This window comes from Thioalkalivibrio sp. ALE10 (assembly GCF_000381385.1).
Classification (GTDB): domain Bacteria; phylum Pseudomonadota; class Gammaproteobacteria; order Ectothiorhodospirales; family Ectothiorhodospiraceae; genus Thioalkalivibrio.
Genome location: NZ_KB906453.1, coordinates 183,309 through 198,147 on the forward strand (window position 1 = coordinate 183,309; position 14,839 = coordinate 198,147).

Sequence of the window (14,839 nt, forward strand, 5' to 3'; positions counted from 1 at the left end):
GCAAGCCTTGCGCCGACCGCTGCGCCGCGCCAGTATCCGGGCAACGGAACCCGACCACAGGGAGGTGGATATGGCCATCACGGACTGGCCGGCGGGCGAGCGCCCGCGCGAGAAACTGCTGGAACGCGGTGCCGCCGCGCTGTCGGATGCCGAACTGCTGGCGATCTTCCTGCGCACCGGCGTGACCGGCAAGAGTGCGGTGGATGTCGCGCGCGACCTGCTGTCCCGCTTCGGCGGGCTGCGCCCGCTGCTGCAGGCCGACGAGGCCGGGTTCTGCGCGGCACCGGGGCTGGGGCAGGCCAAGTATGCCCAGCTGCAGGCCGCGCTGGAAATGGGCCGTCGGCATCTGGAAGCGGACCTGGAGCGCGGCGAGGCGCTGACCTCGCCGGCGGCCACCCGCCGGTTCCTGAGCGCCCGCCTGCGCGACTACCCGTTCGAAGTCTTCGGCGCGCTGTTCCTCGACAATCGCCACCGGGTGCTGGCGTTCGAGGAGCTGTTCCGCGGCACCATCGACGGCGCCAGCGTGCACCCGCGCGAGGTGGTGCGGCGGGTACTGCACCACAACGCCGCCGCGGTCATCCTCGCCCACAACCATCCTTCCGGCGTGGCCGAGCCCTCGCGCTCGGATGCGCTGATCACCCGGCGGCTGAGCGAGGCCCTGTCGCTGATCGACGTGCGCCTGCTGGATCACCTGATCATCGGCGATACCGCCGTGTCGCTGGCCGAACGCGGCGAACTGTGAGAGTAACCCGCGAGGCATGTATGCATAAAAGAGCATCGGATGGTGTACTATCTATGCATCGAGGAACGCGGCCGGTTCGGCCGGACTCGTGGGAGAGGAGCCATGCGGACAACGATCAACATCGACGACGAGTTGCTGGAAGAAGCGCGACGCATGACGGGGGTGACCGAGAAGACGGTCCTCGTCCGGGAAGGCCTGCGGGCGCTGGTGGAACGCGAGAGCGCCCGTCGCCTCGCGCAACTGGGCGGCAGCGAGCCCGACCTGGAGGCGGTTCCCCGCCGGCGTCCGATGGCGGAATGATCCTCGTCGATACTTCGGTATGGATCGATCATCTGCGCGAGGGGGAGCCGGAACTGGAGGTTCTGCTCCATGAATCGCGGGTGCTGGTGCATGCCTTCGTGATCGGCGAGCTCGCGTGCGGAAATCTGCGCAACCGGAGCGAGATCCTGCGGCTGCTGGGGGATCTTCCGCACGCGACCCGGGCAACGGACGAGGAGGTGCTCGCGTGCATCGAGGCCCGCGAATTGATGGGTCGCGGTATCGGGTATGCCGATGCCCATCTGCTTGCTTCCGGCTTGCTGACGCCGGGCACGCGTCTGTGGACCCGGGATCGACGGCTGCATTGCGCGGCCGCCGACCTGGGGGTTGCCCGCGGCGCCTGACGAGGCTCAACCTCCGGGGCTGGCGTGGAGGGCGCGCTCGAGTGCGTTCAGCAGGGCGTCAACCTGGTCTTCGCTGTGGGCGGCGGACAGGGTGATGCGCAGACGGGCCTGGCCCTCGGGGACCGTGGGCGGGCGAATGGCGGGAACCAGGAAGCCGGCCTGCTGCAGGCGCTCGGCGATGGCCGTGGCGCGCGCCGCATCGCCGAGGATCACCGGCTGGATGGGCGTGTCCGGTGGCGGGTGAGGCAGGCCCAGGGTATCCAGCCCGGCGCCCAGGCGCCGGATCAGGGCGCTCAGATGATCGCGGCGGTCGCCGGCCGCCTCGGCGATGCGGACGGACGCCAGGGTGGCGGTGGCCAGCGCGGCGGGCATCGCCGTGGTGTAGATATACGGGCGTGCGGTCTGGATCAGGGTCTCGATCAGCACCTCACTGCCGGCGACGAAGGCCCCGGCGGTGCCGAAGCCCTTGCCCAGGGTGCCCATCAGGATCGGTACGTCGCCGGTATCCAGGCCGAAATGCTGGCAGCAGCCGCCCCCGGTCTCGCCGAGCACGGTCAAGCCGTGGGCGTCGTCCACCATCAGCCAGGCGTCGCACTCGCGGGCCAGTGCGGCCAGCTGCGGCAGCGGGGCGATGTCGCCGTCCATGGAGAAGACCCCGTCGGTGACGATCAGGCGGTGGCCGCTGCTGGGCGCCCGTTCGAGGCGCTGGCGCAGGTGTTCGGGGTCGCCGTGGCGGTAGCGCTGACTGCGCGCGCCGGAAAGACGCACGGCGTCGATCAGGGAGGCGTGGTTCCAGCGGTCCTCGAACACCGTGTCGTGGCGCCCGACCAGGGTCTGTACCAGCGCGAGGTTGGCCATGTAGCCGGTGGAGAAGACCAGTGCCCGCTCGCGCCCGGTGAAACGCGCCAGCGCCTGTTCCAGCTCGGCGTGGGCCCGGGTGTGGCCGTTGATCAGGTGGGCGGCCCCGGCGCCGGTGCCGTATTCGACCAGGGCCTCGCGGGCGGCGGCGCTGACCGCCGGGTCGGCGGCCAGGCCGAGGTAGTCGTTGGAGCAGAAGGCGACGACCGGCTTCCCGTCGATGATCTGCTCCGGCTGCTGCGGCCCGTCGAGCGTGCGCAGGCGACGCCACAGCCCGGCCTCGCAGACGGTCTCGAGGCGCTGCTGTAGGAAGCGTTGCAGGGAGTCGCTCATGCCCGGCCGGGGTGCCTGCGGCTGCGTCGTGGAGGAGAAGGCCCGCCCGTCCGGCGGGCCCGGGGTCACGCGCTGCGCGCGGCGGGTTCGGCGGCGTCCTCGCCGGTGTGCCCGTCGGCGGTTTCCGGCTGCAGGCCCAGGCGCTCGAACAGCGCGAGGTCGTGATTCTCGCCGGGGTTCGGCGTGGTCAGCAGGGTGTCGCCGTAGAACAGCGAGTTGGCGCCGGCGAGGAAGCACAGGGCCTGCATCTCGTCGGACATCTCGGTGCGCCCGGCGGACAGGCGCACGTAGGAGGCGGGCATCACGATGCGCGCGACCGCGATGCTGCGCACGAACTCCAGCGGATCGATGTTCTCCACGTCCTGCAGCGGGGTGCCCTCGACCTGGATCAGCTGATTGATCGGTACCGATTCCGGGTGCTTCGGCAGGTTGGCCATCTGCTGCAGCATGCGCGCGCGGTCACGGCGCGACTCGCCCATGCCGAGGATGCCGCCGCAGCAGACGTTCATGCCGGCCTCGCGCACGTGCTCCAGGGTCTCCAGCCGATCCTGATAGGTGCGGGTGGAGATGATGTGGCCGTAGAACTCCGGCGAGGTGTCGAGGTTGTGGTTGTAGTAGTCCAGCCCCGCCTCGGACAGGCGACGGGCCTGCTCGGCCTTCAGCATGCCGAGGGTCATGCAGGTCTCCAGCCCCTCGTCCTTGACCGCGCGCACCATCTCGATCACGCGTTCCAGGTTCTTGTCGGTGGGGTTGCGCCAGGCGGCCCCCATGCAGAAGCGGGTCGCGCCCTGGGCGCGGGCGTTACGCGCCGCCTCGACGACCTCCTCCACCGGCAGCAGGCGTTCGCGTTCCAGTTCGACCTCGTGGTGGGCGCTCTGCGGGCAGTAGGCGCAGTCCTCCGGGCAGGCCCCGGTCTTGATCGACAGCAGCGTGCTGACCTGCACCGCATTGGGGTCGAAATATTCCCGATGGGCGGTCTGCGCGCGGAAGATCAGGTCGTTCAGCGGCAGATCCAGCAGGGTTTCGACTTCCTCGGTGGTCCAGTCGTGGCGCAGCTCGCTCATAGGTGGTGCTCCTGGTCGGCCTCGGCCGGGACATCGATGTCCGACCACGGCTCGCGATAGATGGTGTAGAGGGCATACAGCGACCACGGCAGCAGGATCACTGCGGCCACGGCCCAGTAGGCGCGATAGTAGTCGATGTCGGGCGGGAAGAAGGTTGCCACCACGATCAGCGCGCCCATCAGGCCGTACAGCCGGTAGGCGGCCCACTGGGTGTGGTGCCCCACGCGCGGGTCGGGGTGATGCTTGTTCAGGGCATAGACGACCATGGATCCCCCGAACCACAGGATCAGCGGGACGATCCCCACGATCGCCGCGATGATGAAGCCCACGCCGACCCCGTCGCCGCCGACGAGGAACAGGGGGATACCGGCCACGCTGATGACGATGACGTTCCCGATATCGAACAGCGATGCCGCCCGCCGCGATCGGCGTCCGGAGATGGTCTTCGTTTCCATGAGCTATCCTGCCGGTAAAAGGTCGGAGTTTAGCATCATGGCACGCGGCCCTTCATGGATGACGGGGAGAGCGGGAATGCGGGTATGGCGCTGGCTGGAGGGGCCGTTTCCGTCGGCCTGCGGGCTTTGCGGGGCCGGCGTTGGTCCGGGCGATGCCCTGTGCGCGGGCTGTCTGGCGGAACTGGAACGGGTGGTGTCCCCCTGTCCGCGCTGTGGCGAGCCGGACGCCGTGGCGGGTCCGTGTCCCCGGTGCCGGGATCGCGAGCCGCGGCTGGCGGCACTGCATGCCCCGTGGCGCTATAGCTGGCCGCTGGATCGCCTGATCCTCGCACGCAAGCATGCCGATGACGCCACCGCGGCATGCGTGCTGCGGGAGCTGGCCCGGCGTGCGGCGGGCGAGCTGGCGGATGCGCGGCGCGCCGTGCAGCAGGGGCCGGATTGCGTGGTCCCGGTGCCGCTGCATCCCGAGCGTTACCGCGAGCGTGGCTTCAACCAGGCGCTGGAACTGGCGCGCGAAGCGGCGCGGGTGCTGGAGGCGCCGCTGGCGTCGCGGTTGGTGGTCCGGGTACGTGCCACCGAGTCGCAGCAGGGGCTGGGGCGGCGCGAACGCCGTCGCAACGTCGCACGTGCCTTTGCCCTGAGGCCCGGTGCGGAATTCCCGGAGGCGGCCCGGGTACTGCTGGTGGATGACGTGGCGACTACCGGGGCCACGCTGGATGCCCTGGCGGAGGTCCTGTACAGGGCGGGGGCGGCGCGGGTGGAGGCGCTGACGCTCGCGCGGGCCTGAGGCCGGTTCGTCGGGCGCGGTTTGCGGCTCAGGCGGCCGCTCGCCACAGGTGGTCGCCGATCATCGCCAGCATCACCACTGCGCCGAGATAATGATTGTTCCTGAACGCCCGCAGGCAGTCAGCCGGCTCGCGTTCGGCGATCAGGAACTGCTGGTAGAACATCAGCGCGGCGACCACCGCCAGCCCGGCCATGTAGACCCCGCCGAACTCCAGATTGCGTCCCAGCAGGAACAGGCCGATCCAGAGCATCACCTGGAGCGCCCCGGTGATGGCGCGGTCCAGCTCGCCGAAGGCGATGGCGGTGGATTTCACCCCGATCTTCAGGTCGTCTTCGCGGTCGACCATGCCGTAGAAGGTATCGTAGACCGTGGCCCATGCGAGGGTGATCACGAACAGCAGCCAGGCCTCCGGCGGCGGCAGTTCGTTGTTCACTGCGGTAAAGGCCATAGGCACCGCCCAGGCGAACGCCGCGCCCAGATGCACCTGCGGGAAATGATGGAAACGCTTGGAGAACGGATAGGTGCCCGCGAGCAGCACCGCCACCACCGAGAACGCGATGGTCAGCGGGTTGGTGAACAGCACCAGCACGAAGGCCACCAGGCACAGCGCCGCGAACACCGCCAGGGCCTCGCGCGGGGTGATGCTGCCGATCGCCAGCGGGCGGTCGCGGGTGCGCGTGACATGGGCGTCGAAATGGCGGTCGGCGTAGTCGTTGATCGCGCAGCCGGCCGTGCGCATCAGGGTGACCCCGGCGACGAAGATGAACAGCAGATGCCAGGGCGGCAGGCCGTCGGCGGCGATCCACAACGCCCACAGCGTCGGCCACAGCAGCAGGTAGATGCCCACCGGCCGGTCCAGCCGGGTCAGGCGGGCGTACTCGTACAGGCGCTCGCGCGGGGTCATGGCCGGGGCGGGTCAGTCGGCGGCTTCGTGGCGCAGGGTCGCCAGTACCGGTCCGGTCTCGGGGTGCACCCCGCGCCAGATCGCGAAGGCCTCGGCGGCCTGTTCCACCAGCATGCCCAGACCGTCGCTGCTGAGTGCGCAGCCGTTCGCCTCGGCCCAGTCGAGAAAGCGCAGCGCGGCCGGGCCGTAGACCAGGTCGTAGGCCGTGGTCCGCGGATCGACCAGACCGGCGGGCAGCTCCAGTGCATCCTCGGACAGCCCGGCGGCGGTGGCGTTGAGGATCAGATCGAACGGGCCGTCCGGCAGGGCGTCCAGGGCGCAGGCCTCCAGGCGGGTGTCGCCGGCGAGATCGGCGAAGTCGCGGGCAAGGCCCTCGGCCCGGGCCGGGGTGCGGTTGGCGACGATCAGCTCGGCGGGCGTGCGTTCCAGCAGCGGCTGCAGGATACCGCGGGTGGCGCCGCCGGCGCCCAGGATCAGGATGCGGCGGCCGTTCAGGTCGCAGCCGAGGCGGTCTTCCAGATCGCGCAGCAGGCCGACGCCGTCGGTGTTGTCGCCATGGATGCGGCCGTCGTCGCCGGTCCACAGGGTGTTGGCGGCCCCGGCCCGGCGGGCGCGGTCGGAGAGCACGGCCGCGAGCTGGCAGGCATCCTCCTTGAACGGCACGGTCACGTTGACGCCGCGCAGTTCCCCGGCCAGCCAACCGCCGACCTCTTCGGCGAACTGCCCCGGGGTGCCGCGGCGCGCCTCATAGGTCATCGCCTGCCCGGTCTGCTCGGCGAACAGGGTGTGGATGCGCGGCGACAGGGAATGGTGGATCGGGTTGCCCACCACCGCGTAGCGATCGGGACGGCTCATGACGTGGCGTCCTCCGCCAGCCATTCGGCCGCCGCCCGGGCGTAGTAGGTGAGGATGCCGTCGGCGCCGGCGCGCTTCATGCCGGTCAGGGCCTCCAGCACGCAGGCGCGTTCGTCGAGCCAGCCGCGTTCGGCGGCGGCCTTGAGCATCGCGTATTCGCCGGATACGTGGTAGACAAAGGTCGGGCGCTGAAAGCGCTCGCGGATGCGGTGGACCACGTCGAGATACGGCATGCCCGGCTTGATCATCACCATATCGGCACCCTCCGCCAGATCGGCGGCCACCTCGTGGGTCGCCTCCTCGCCGTTGGCCGGATCCATCTGGTAGGTCTCCTTGCTGCCGCGGCCGAGGTTGCCGGCCGAGCCCACGGCGTCGCGGAACGGGCCGTAGAACGCCGAGGCGTACTTGGCCGAGTAGGCGAGGATGCGCGTGTGGACCTGGCCGTCGTCTTCCAGCGCGCTGCGGATGGCGCCGATGCGGCCGTCCATCATGTCCGAGGGCGCGACCACGTCGGCGCCGGCCGCGGCATGCGAACGTGCCTGGCGCACCAGGGCCTCCACGGTGATGTCGTTCACCACATAGCCGTCGTCATCGATGATGCCGTCCTGGCCGTGGGTGGTGAACGGATCGAGCGCGACGTCGGTGATCACGCCCAGATCCGGCAGCTCGGCCTTCAGCGCGCGCACCGCGCGCTGGGCGAGGCCCTCCGGGTTCCATGCCTCGGCGGCGTCCAGGCTCTTCTTCTGCACCGGGACCACCGGGAACAGGGCCAGGGCCGGGATGCCCAGGCGGTGGCCGGCGGCAGCGTCGACCAGCAGCTGGTCAATGGAGACCCGCTCCACGCCGGGCATCGAGGGCACCGGTTCGCGCACCCCTTCGCCTTCGGTCACGAACACCGGCAGGATCAGGTCGTCGGCGCTCAGGCGATGCTCGCGCATCAGCCGCCGGGAGAAGGCATCCCGGCGCATGCGGCGCGGACGGCTGGCGGGATAGGGGGCGATGGGGGCGGTCATGCGTGCGCGTCCTCGATCGGGTTTTCTCAGTCAGCCTCGGCCAGCCAGTCGCGGGGCACCAGGTAGCGCTCGTAGAGTTCGGCCTCCGGGGTGCCGGCTTCCGGCCGGTAGTTGTATTCCCAGCGCACCAGCGGGGGCAGCGACATCAGGATCGATTCGGTGCGCCCGCCGGACTGCAGGCCGAACAGGGTACCCCGGTCGTAGACCAGATTGAACTCCACGTAGCGCCCGCGGCGGTAGAGCTGGAACTGGCGTTCGCGCTCGCCCCAGTCAATGTCGCGGCGGCGGCGCACGATGGGGGCATAGGCCTCGAGGTAGGCGTCGCCCACGCTCTTCATGTAGCCGAAGGCGTGCTCGAAGCCGCCCTCGTTGAAATCGTCGAAGAACAGCCCGCCGATGCCGCGCGGTTCATTGCGGTGCTTGAGGAAGAAGTAGTCGTCGCACCACTTCTTGTGCTCGGGGTAGAGGTGCTCGCCGAACGGCCGGCAGGCGGCCTCGGCGGTGCGGTGCCAGTGGATGCAGTCCTCGTCGAAGCCGTAGTAGGGCGTCAGGTCGAAGCCGCCGCCGAACCACCACACCGGATCCTCGCCCGGTTTCTCCGCGACGAAGATCCGCACGTTGGCGTGCGAGGTGGGCACATAGGGGTTGTGCGGGTGGATCACCAGCGAGACCCCGGCGGCCTGGAACGAGCGCCCGGCGAGTTCCGGACGGTGGGCGGTGGCCGAGGCCGGCAGGGTGTCGCCCATCACGTGCGAGAAGTTGACCCCGGCCTGCTCGAAGGCCGCACCGCCGGACAGCACCCGGGTGCGCCCGCCACCGCCGGCCGGGCGGTCCCAGGCGTCCTCGTGGAAACCGGCCTCGCCGTCGAGTTCCTCGATACCGGCACAGATGCGGTCCTGCAGCCCCCGCAGGTATTCGGTTACGCGATCGATGGAGACGTCGTCTTCGCGGGCCATGTGGGCTCCTCTCAATGATCCGTTTCGGGTTCGGTGTCGCCGCCGCGCAGCCAGGCGCCGGTGCGGGCATCGCGGATGGCGGTGGGCCCGGCCAGGTCGCCACATTCGGCCTGGAGGATGACATCCACCCCGTCGCCGAAGCGGCGTTCCACGCAGGCGGCATCGGTGCACGGCGGCTCGCCGGCGGGATTGGCGCTGGTGGAGACCAGGGCGCTCTCCACGGCCGCACACAGCTCTCGGGCTGGGGGATGCGCGGTGACGCGTACCGCCAGGGTGTCGTGCTCGCCGCGCAGCAGGGCCGGGCAATCCGGGGCGGCCGGCCACAGCCAGGTGACCGGCCCCGGCCAGCTGGCCTCCACCCGGACACGCGCGTCGGCTTCCAGGGGGGCCAGCCATCCGGCAAGGCGCTCCAGACGGTCGCTGATCAGGATCAGGCCCTTGGCGTCGGGACGGCCTTTCAGGGCCAGGATGCGGCGTACGGCGGCCGGGTCGTCCGGGCGACAGCCCAGACCGAAGACCCCTTCGGTGGGGTAGGCCACCACGCCACCGGCACGCAGGATGCGCGCTACGGCTTCCACGGAGTTCGTGCGGGTCCCGGGGGCCGGGATATCAGCCGGAGTCACGGCCGCTGGCGGTCACGGTATCGCTGGTCGCCGGGGTTTCCCCGGATCCGGTGTCGCCCCCGGATTTGCCGCCCGATTTGCCCTCGGACGAGTTGCCACCGGATTTTTTCGTGGCGGCCTTGCCGGAGGACTTGCTGCCTGTCGCGGTTGTTTTCGACTTGCTCGATGTTGTACTCGCGGACTTCGTGCCCGTGGCCTTTGTGCCCGAACCTTTGGCCGTCGATGCCTTCGAACCCGCAGATTTGGAACTCGACGATTTCGACCCCGTGGATTTCGACCCCGTGGCCTTTGCCTTCGACCCGGTCGACTTCGACGCGCTCGAGGCGGTCTTCTTCGCGCCACCCGACTTGCCGGCCGCGGCCTTGCCGCCCTTGCGACCGCGCCCCTTGCGTTCGGGGGCGTTGGCGATCAGTTCCTGGCACTGCTCCAGGGTCAGGGATTTGGGATCGGTCTCCTTGGGCACCTTGGCGTTCTTGTTGCCGTCGGTGACATAGGGGCCGTAGCGACCGTTCAGCACCTGGATGCCTTCGTCGTCGAAGCTCTTGATGAAGCGTTCGGCGTCCTTTTTCTTCTTCTCCGCCACCAGTTCCAGGGCGCGCGGCAGCTCGATGGTCCAGACGTCGTCGTCCGGGCCCAGGGAGACGTACCTGGAACCGTACTTCACGTATGGTCCGAAGCGCCCGATGTTCACCATCACCGGTTCGCCCTCGGGGGTCTCGCCCAGCTCGCGCGGCAGCTTGAACAGCTCCAGCGCCTCTTCGAGGGTGATCTTGTCCATCTTCTGCCCGGGCAGCAGCCCGGCGAAGCGCGGCTTCTCCTCGTCGTCCTTGGTGCCGATCTGCACGATCGGCCCGAAACGGCCCAGGCGCACGCTGACCGGCCGCCCGCTCTTGGGGTCGGTGCCCAGCTCGCGCGACTGTACCGCCTCGGCGCGGGTGACGTTCTCTTCCTTCTCCTTGACCCGGTCGCGGAAGTCGTACCAGAAGTCCTCCAGCACCGGGACCCAGTCCTTTTCCCCGCGCGAGATCGCGTCCAGCTCGTCTTCCAGATTCGCGGTGAAGTCGTAGTCGACGTAGCGATCGAAATGCCGGGTCAGGAAGCTGTTCACGATCCGGCCGGTATCGGTCGGGATGAAGCGCTTGCCGTCCATCTCCACGTATTCGCGCGACTGCAGGGTCGAGATGATGCTGGCATAGGTCGACGGGCGGCCGATGCCGTATTCCTCGAGGGTCTTCACCAGGCTGGCCTCGGTGTAGCGCGGCGGCGGCTCGGTGAAGTGCTGGTCGGCGGTGACCTCGTGCAGTGCGACGGTGTCGCCCTCGGCCATCTCCGGCAGGCGCTTGTCCTCGTCGTCGTCCGCGCTGTCGTCGCGGCCTTCCTGGTAGACCGCGATAAACCCGGCGTGGCGCAGAGTGGAACCGGTGGCGCGGAAGCGGTGTTCGCTGTCGCCCGGGACCAGATCGGCGGCCACGGTGTCGAAGGTCGCGTGGATCATCTGGCAGGCCACGGTGCGCTTCCAGATCAGGTCGTACAGCCGGGCCTGGTCACTGGTCAGACGGTTGCGGATCTCGTCCGGGATGCGTCGCACCGAGGTCGGGCGGATCGCCTCGTGGGCCTCCTGCGCGTTCTTCGACTTGGTCTTGTACTGGCGCGGGCTGTCCGGGAGGTTGTCGGGCCCGTAGCGCTCTTCGATCAGGCCGCGGGCCTCGCCGATCGCCTCGCCGGCCAGCGCGACCGAGTCGGTTCGCATGTAGGTGATCAGGCCTTCCGCGCCGGAGCCCAGGTCGATGCCCTCGTACAGTTGCTGGGCGGTACGCATGGTGCGGCTGGCATTGAAGCCCAGCTTGCGCGACGCCTCCTGCTGCAGGGTCGAGGTGGTGAACGGCGCGGCCGGGTTGCGACGGCGCTGTTTCTTTTCGACCTTCGCCACGCGCAGTTCGCCGCCTGCGGCCTCGTTCAGGCGGCCCTGCGCATCGTGGGCGAGCTCGGCGCTGTTGAGGTCGAACTGGTTGAGTTTGTTGCCGTCCAGGTGGGTCAGGCGCGCGGTGAACGGCTGGCCCTCGCGTTCGGCCTTCGCGTCCAGGGTCCAGTATTCCTGCGGGACGAAGGCCTCGATCTCGTTCTCGCGCTCGCAGATCATGCGCAGCGCCGGACTCTGCACGCGTCCGGCGGACAGGCCGCGCTTGATCTTGCGCCACAGCAGCGGCGAGAGGTTGAAGCCGACCAGGTAGTCCAGCGCGCGGCGCGCCTGCTGGGCGTCGATCAGCGGCTGGGCGAGTTCGCGCGGCTGTTCGATTGCCTCCTGGATGGCCTTCTTCGTGATCTCGTGGAACACCACGCGGTAGACGTTTCGGCTCTCGAGCAGGCCGCGTTCGCGCAGGACCTCGTAGAGGTGCCAGGAGATCGCCTCGCCTTCGCGGTCGGGGTCAGTCGCGAGGATCAGGTCGTCGGACTTCTTCAGGGCCTTCGCGATCGCGTCGATCTGCTTCTCGCTGCGCTCGATCACGTCGTAGCCCATGCGGAACCCGTCCTCCGGGTCCACCGCCCCTTCCTTGGGCACGAGATCGCGCACATGGCCGTAGGAGGCCATGACCTGATACTCGGGGCCGAGGTATTTCTCGATGGTCTTCCCCTTGGCGGGGGACTCAACAATAACGAGGTGCTTGCTCATGGGGACTCGGGACCGTCTCGGTGGCGGCGGGTTCCGTGGGAGGCGGTGACGCCGGGATCAGTGCAGATAATCCATCTCGGTGGGACCGATATGGTCGCGCATGACCTCGTCGAGCCGGGAGTAGGCGACGGCGTCGTCCGGCTGGTTGAACAGCACCATCAGTACCACCCAGCGCAGCTGGTCGAGGTCGATCTCCTCGGCGTCCAGTTCCATCACGCGGTCCATCACCAGTTCGCGGGTGCCGGCACTGAGCAGACCGTTCTGCTCCAGATTGAGAAGGAAGCCACGGCTTTCCATGTTCAGGCGCTGGCGTTCTTCGGGTGCGAACACGCGGCAGGCCGCGCTGTCACCGCCGCGGCTGGCCAGCGGGGCCTCGCTCATCAGCCGGTCCAGCCAGCCCAGGGCGCGCTCGATCTCGCCGGACGCAAAACCGGCTTCGACCAGCTGCCGCTGCAGCTCGCCGCGATCGGGTTCGGCCTCGGATTCTTCGTCGAGGGTGTGCTCGAACAGATACATGAGCACGTCCAGCACGCTTTCGTTCATGATTCGGGGGATCCTGCGTCGAGGCGCTGATAGCGCCCGTGATCGAGGGCGGCCACGCGGCCATTGAGTTCCAGTAAAACGAGAATGGATGAAAGCGTGTCGATGGTCAATTGAGTCCGGCTGCGCAGGGTTTCCATGTCCACCGGGTCGAAACCCATCGCCTGCAGGACCTTTTCGTGCTCGGGATCCACCGGCTCGGCGGGCGCCGGCCCCGGGGCTTGCGGGGCGGGCGGAACGCCCAGCCAGTCGGCCAGGTCGTCGAGGATCTCGCCGGCGGTCTCGACCAGCTGTGCGCCTTCACGGATCAGGCGGTGGCAGCCCCGGCTGACCGGGCTGAACACCGAGCCCGGGACGGCGTAGACCTGCCGGCCCTGTTCTCCGGCGAGTCGCGCGGTAATCAGCGAGCCGCTGTTGTCGCCCGCTTCCACCACCAGGGTGGCCAGTGCCAGGCCACTGATCACGCGGTTGCGCTGCGGGAAGTGCCCGGCCTGGGCCTGGGTGCCCGTGGGCCACAGCGACACGATCAGGCCGTGATCGGCGATGCGGTGCCCCAGCCGCCGGTGCGCGGCCGGATAGATGCGGTCGGGGCCCGTTGCGACCACGGCAGTGGTGCGCCCCTGCGGGGCGTCCAGTGCGCCCTGATGGGCGGCGCCGTCGATCCCGCGCGCCAGACCCGAGGTAACGGTGACCCCGGCGCTCGCCAGCTCGCGAGCGAACTCGCGGGCCAGCTTGAGTCCCTGCGGAGTCGCATCGCGGCTGCCGATGATGGCCACCTGCGGTGCGGTCAGCAGGGTCGGGTCGCCGTTGAGGAACAGCACCGGCGGGGGGTCGGGCAGTTGCGTCAGCAGCGGCGGATAGTCGGGATCGTCGCGACACAGAATGCGGTGACGCTCGTCCGCGCGCTCCCAGGCCAGGTCGGCCGCCACGCCGGGGTGGTCATCGTCGGGGTTTTCCGGCGGGGCCACGCCGACGTCGGCGTCCCTCCACTGCCGGGCGGGCGCGGCCAGCGCGGCCTGTGGCGAGCCGAAGGCCTCCAGCAGGCGCTGGATGCGCCGCGGCCCCAGTCCGGGGGTATGCAAAAGACGCAGCCACGGCCCGGGGTCGACCCCGGCCGTGGCTGCGTCGTTGCGGGACTCGCGTTCCATCGCGGAATCCGCCCTGGTGGTCATGGCTTACGGATGGCGGACGGTGTACCCCTCGCGCAGCGTGCGCTCGGATTCGGTCACCAGCACGTAGGAGACCTTCTCGAAGGTCTTGAAGACCATCACCTCGCCGACCCGTTCTTCGGGCAGGTCCACGGACTCGTTCGTCCCGGCGATGGGGTCGCGCACCGTGCGGCCGGCGGTGTAGGCGGCGAACACCTGACCGTTCTCGACCCCTTCCCGCGCGCCACGGTTGATGACCGCGGCCTGGTAGCGCCCGATCTGACTGATCGCATCGAACAGCTTGATGACCTGGCCGTCGATGTCTTCCGGCGGGCGGCCGATCTCGAACAGCAAGTCCTGTTCTTCCGCGAACGGAACCAGGCGGTCGCCGCGGATGGTCTCGCGTTCGCCACGGCGGATGTTGGCACGCGCCACGTGCCCGGGTTCGACGATCTCGGCTTCACCCACCGGGATGGTGGCGACGCCCAGTTCCTCGCCGGTGTCCGGATCCAGCAGCATCTCGTCGCGCCGGACGATGTGGTAGATCTCGTATTCTTCCGTGTCCTCGGCATTGCGGACATAAACCCGGTCGCCCGGGCCGTAGATCACGCGATCGTCGTCCGCGGCCACGATGTAGGGCGCCTGTTCCAGGGTCTCCTCGTCGAGGACCTGCGGCTGGAACATGAACGACTGCAGCGTGGAGATCGGCGGGGTGTCGTCGTCGAGCTCCTCCACGCGGACCTCCGGCGAGAGGCGCTTGGTCGGCCGCACGCGCGGGCCGCCGTCGACCGTGATGCGCGGTTCGCCGTCCACGTAGTGGATGCTCAGGACATCGCCCGGATAGATCAGGTGCGGGTTCTCGATCTCCGGATTCACCGCCCAGATCTCCGGCCAGTACCAGGGTTCGTCGAGGTACATTGCGGAGATGTCCCAGAGGGTGTCGCCCTTCTTGACGACGTAGCGCTCCGGCGCCGAGTCCCGGATCTCCGGGGTTTCCTCGGTGGCGGAGCCGCTGGCCTCCTGGCGTTCCCCGTTGTCCGGGGTGGCGGTTTCGGCAGTCCGGTTCTCGGGATCTTCGGCGCCGCTGCCGGTGTCAGTGTCTCCGGTGGCCGCGCAGCCCCCCAGAAACAGCGTTACACTGAACAGTACGCCCGGCAGCACGAAAGAGGTCGTGGTCGCTCTGGTTTTCAACATCATGGTTTCCCCTGTCAGGTCCGCACTCCCCGGG

Annotated in this window: 16 protein-coding genes; 4 read left to right on the top strand and 12 right to left on the bottom strand. The window is 69.2% G+C overall.

Annotated elements, in window-relative coordinates; translation table 11 throughout:
• Positions 1-70: 70 nt before the first annotated feature.
• From radC to F788_RS0108975, 3 genes are all read left to right on the top strand, one after another.
• Positions 71-742, top strand: coding sequence for a DNA repair protein RadC (radC, locus tag F788_RS0108965; RefSeq protein WP_019589944.1), 672 nt, complete (start codon positions 71-73; stop codon positions 740-742).
• A 102-nt stretch (positions 743-844) separates the two neighbouring features.
• A complete protein-coding gene (locus tag F788_RS0108970; protein ID WP_019570195.1) occupies positions 845-1,042 on the top strand; it encodes a type II toxin-antitoxin system VapB family antitoxin in 198 nt (65 codons plus the stop codon).
• Positions 1,039-1,404, top strand: a complete 366-nt coding sequence (locus tag F788_RS0108975) for a type II toxin-antitoxin system VapC family toxin (protein ID WP_019021646.1) — start codon at positions 1,039-1,041, stop codon at positions 1,402-1,404. The genes F788_RS0108970 and F788_RS0108975 overlap by 4 nt, the downstream gene beginning before the upstream one ends.
• A 6-nt stretch (positions 1,405-1,410) precedes the next feature.
• On the opposite strand, the gene bioF is transcribed toward F788_RS0108975, so the two are convergent.
• From bioF to F788_RS0108990, 3 genes are all read right to left on the bottom strand, one after another.
• Positions 1,411-2,595: an 8-amino-7-oxononanoate synthase gene (gene bioF, locus F788_RS0108980; protein WP_019589945.1), complete on the bottom strand. Its 1,185-nt coding sequence runs from the start codon at positions 2,593-2,595 to the stop codon at positions 1,411-1,413.
• A gap of 65 nt (positions 2,596-2,660) precedes the next feature.
• Positions 2,661-3,659, bottom strand: coding sequence for a biotin synthase BioB (gene bioB / locus F788_RS0108985; protein WP_019589946.1), 999 nt, complete (start codon positions 3,657-3,659; stop codon positions 2,661-2,663).
• The gene (locus F788_RS0108990) at positions 3,656-4,114 is read right to left on the bottom strand and encodes a hypothetical protein (RefSeq protein ID WP_018946665.1); all 459 of its coding nucleotides are present in this window, start codon (positions 4,112-4,114) and stop codon (positions 3,656-3,658) included. Before F788_RS0108990 ends, bioB begins: the two co-directional genes overlap by 4 nt.
• 76 nt (positions 4,115-4,190) lie before the next feature.
• Here F788_RS0108990 and F788_RS0108995 point away from each other — a divergent pair, with 76 nt between their 5' ends.
• Positions 4,191-4,901 (top strand): ComF family protein, encoded by a 711-nt coding sequence (locus F788_RS0108995; protein ID WP_019589947.1) that lies wholly within the window; start codon positions 4,191-4,193, stop codon positions 4,899-4,901.
• 28 nt (positions 4,902-4,929) lie between these two features.
• Here F788_RS0108995 and ubiA read toward each other — a convergent pair whose 3' ends face one another.
• Genes ubiA through F788_RS0109040 form a run of 9 tightly spaced genes read right to left on the bottom strand, consistent with a single transcriptional unit; the run spans position 4,930 to position 14,805 of the window.
• Positions 4,930-5,805: a 4-hydroxybenzoate octaprenyltransferase gene (ubiA, locus tag F788_RS0109000; RefSeq protein ID WP_019589948.1), complete on the bottom strand. Its 876-nt coding sequence runs from the start codon at positions 5,803-5,805 to the stop codon at positions 4,930-4,932.
• A gap of 12 nt (positions 5,806-5,817) precedes the next feature.
• Positions 5,818-6,660, bottom strand: a complete 843-nt coding sequence (gene aroE, locus F788_RS0109005) for a shikimate dehydrogenase (protein WP_019589949.1) — start codon at positions 6,658-6,660, stop codon at positions 5,818-5,820.
• Positions 6,657-7,673: a porphobilinogen synthase gene (hemB, locus tag F788_RS0109010; RefSeq protein ID WP_019589950.1), complete on the bottom strand. Its 1,017-nt coding sequence runs from the start codon at positions 7,671-7,673 to the stop codon at positions 6,657-6,659. Before hemB ends, aroE begins: the two co-directional genes overlap by 4 nt.
• A gap of 26 nt (positions 7,674-7,699) precedes the next feature.
• A complete protein-coding gene (gene hemF / locus F788_RS0109015; protein WP_019589951.1) occupies positions 7,700-8,629 on the bottom strand; it encodes an oxygen-dependent coproporphyrinogen oxidase in 930 nt (309 codons plus the stop codon).
• 11 nt (positions 8,630-8,640) lie between these two features.
• Entirely contained in the window at positions 8,641-9,207 is a 567-nt protein-coding gene (locus F788_RS0109020; RefSeq protein WP_018869174.1) for an L-threonylcarbamoyladenylate synthase, read from the bottom strand.
• Positions 9,208-9,238: 31 nt separating this feature from the next.
• Complete coding sequence (locus F788_RS0109025) at positions 9,239-11,923, bottom strand: DNA topoisomerase I (RefSeq protein WP_019589952.1); 2,685 nt, start codon at positions 11,921-11,923, stop codon at positions 9,239-9,241.
• A gap of 57 nt (positions 11,924-11,980) precedes the next feature.
• Positions 11,981-12,466, bottom strand: coding sequence for a DUF494 family protein (locus F788_RS0109030; RefSeq protein WP_018869176.1), 486 nt, complete (start codon positions 12,464-12,466; stop codon positions 11,981-11,983).
• Positions 12,463-13,611, bottom strand: coding sequence for a DNA-processing protein DprA (gene dprA, locus F788_RS0109035; protein WP_019589953.1), 1,149 nt, complete (start codon positions 13,609-13,611; stop codon positions 12,463-12,465). The genes F788_RS0109030 and dprA overlap by 4 nt, the downstream gene beginning before the upstream one ends.
• Positions 13,612-13,638: 27 nt before the next feature.
• Positions 13,639-14,805, bottom strand: a complete 1,167-nt coding sequence (locus F788_RS0109040; protein ID WP_019589954.1) for a LysM peptidoglycan-binding domain-containing protein — start codon at positions 14,803-14,805, stop codon at positions 13,639-13,641.
• Positions 14,806-14,839: the final 34 nt, after the last annotated feature.

Coding starts and splice junctions, on each gene's coding strand:
- radC (WP_019589944.1), top strand. CDS start 71: ATGGCCATCACGGACTGGCCGGCGGGCGAGCGCCCGCGCGAGAAACTG.
- F788_RS0108970 (WP_019570195.1), top strand. CDS start 845: ATGCGGACAACGATCAACATCGACGACGAGTTGCTGGAAGAAGCGCGA.
- F788_RS0108975 (WP_019021646.1), top strand. CDS start 1,039: ATGATCCTCGTCGATACTTCGGTATGGATCGATCATCTGCGCGAGGGG.
- bioF (WP_019589945.1), bottom strand. CDS start 2,595: ATGAGCGACTCCCTGCAACGCTTCCTACAGCAGCGCCTCGAGACCGTC.
- bioB (WP_019589946.1), bottom strand. CDS start 3,659: ATGAGCGAGCTGCGCCACGACTGGACCACCGAGGAAGTCGAAACCCTG.
- F788_RS0108990 (WP_018946665.1), bottom strand. CDS start 4,114: ATGGAAACGAAGACCATCTCCGGACGCCGATCGCGGCGGGCGGCATCG.
- F788_RS0108995 (WP_019589947.1), top strand. CDS start 4,191: ATGCGGGTATGGCGCTGGCTGGAGGGGCCGTTTCCGTCGGCCTGCGGG.
- ubiA (WP_019589948.1), bottom strand. CDS start 5,805: ATGACCCCGCGCGAGCGCCTGTACGAGTACGCCCGCCTGACCCGGCTG.
- aroE (WP_019589949.1), bottom strand. CDS start 6,660: ATGAGCCGTCCCGATCGCTACGCGGTGGTGGGCAACCCGATCCACCAT.
- hemB (WP_019589950.1), bottom strand. CDS start 7,673: ATGACCGCCCCCATCGCCCCCTATCCCGCCAGCCGTCCGCGCCGCATG.
- hemF (WP_019589951.1), bottom strand. CDS start 8,629: ATGGCCCGCGAAGACGACGTCTCCATCGATCGCGTAACCGAATACCTG.
- F788_RS0109025 (WP_019589952.1), bottom strand. CDS start 11,923: ATGAGCAAGCACCTCGTTATTGTTGAGTCCCCCGCCAAGGGGAAGACC.
- F788_RS0109030 (WP_018869176.1), bottom strand. CDS start 12,466: ATGAACGAAAGCGTGCTGGACGTGCTCATGTATCTGTTCGAGCACACC.
- dprA (WP_019589953.1), bottom strand. CDS start 13,611: ATGGAACGCGAGTCCCGCAACGACGCAGCCACGGCCGGGGTCGACCCC.
- F788_RS0109040 (WP_019589954.1), bottom strand. CDS start 14,805: ATGTTGAAAACCAGAGCGACCACGACCTCTTTCGTGCTGCCGGGCGTA.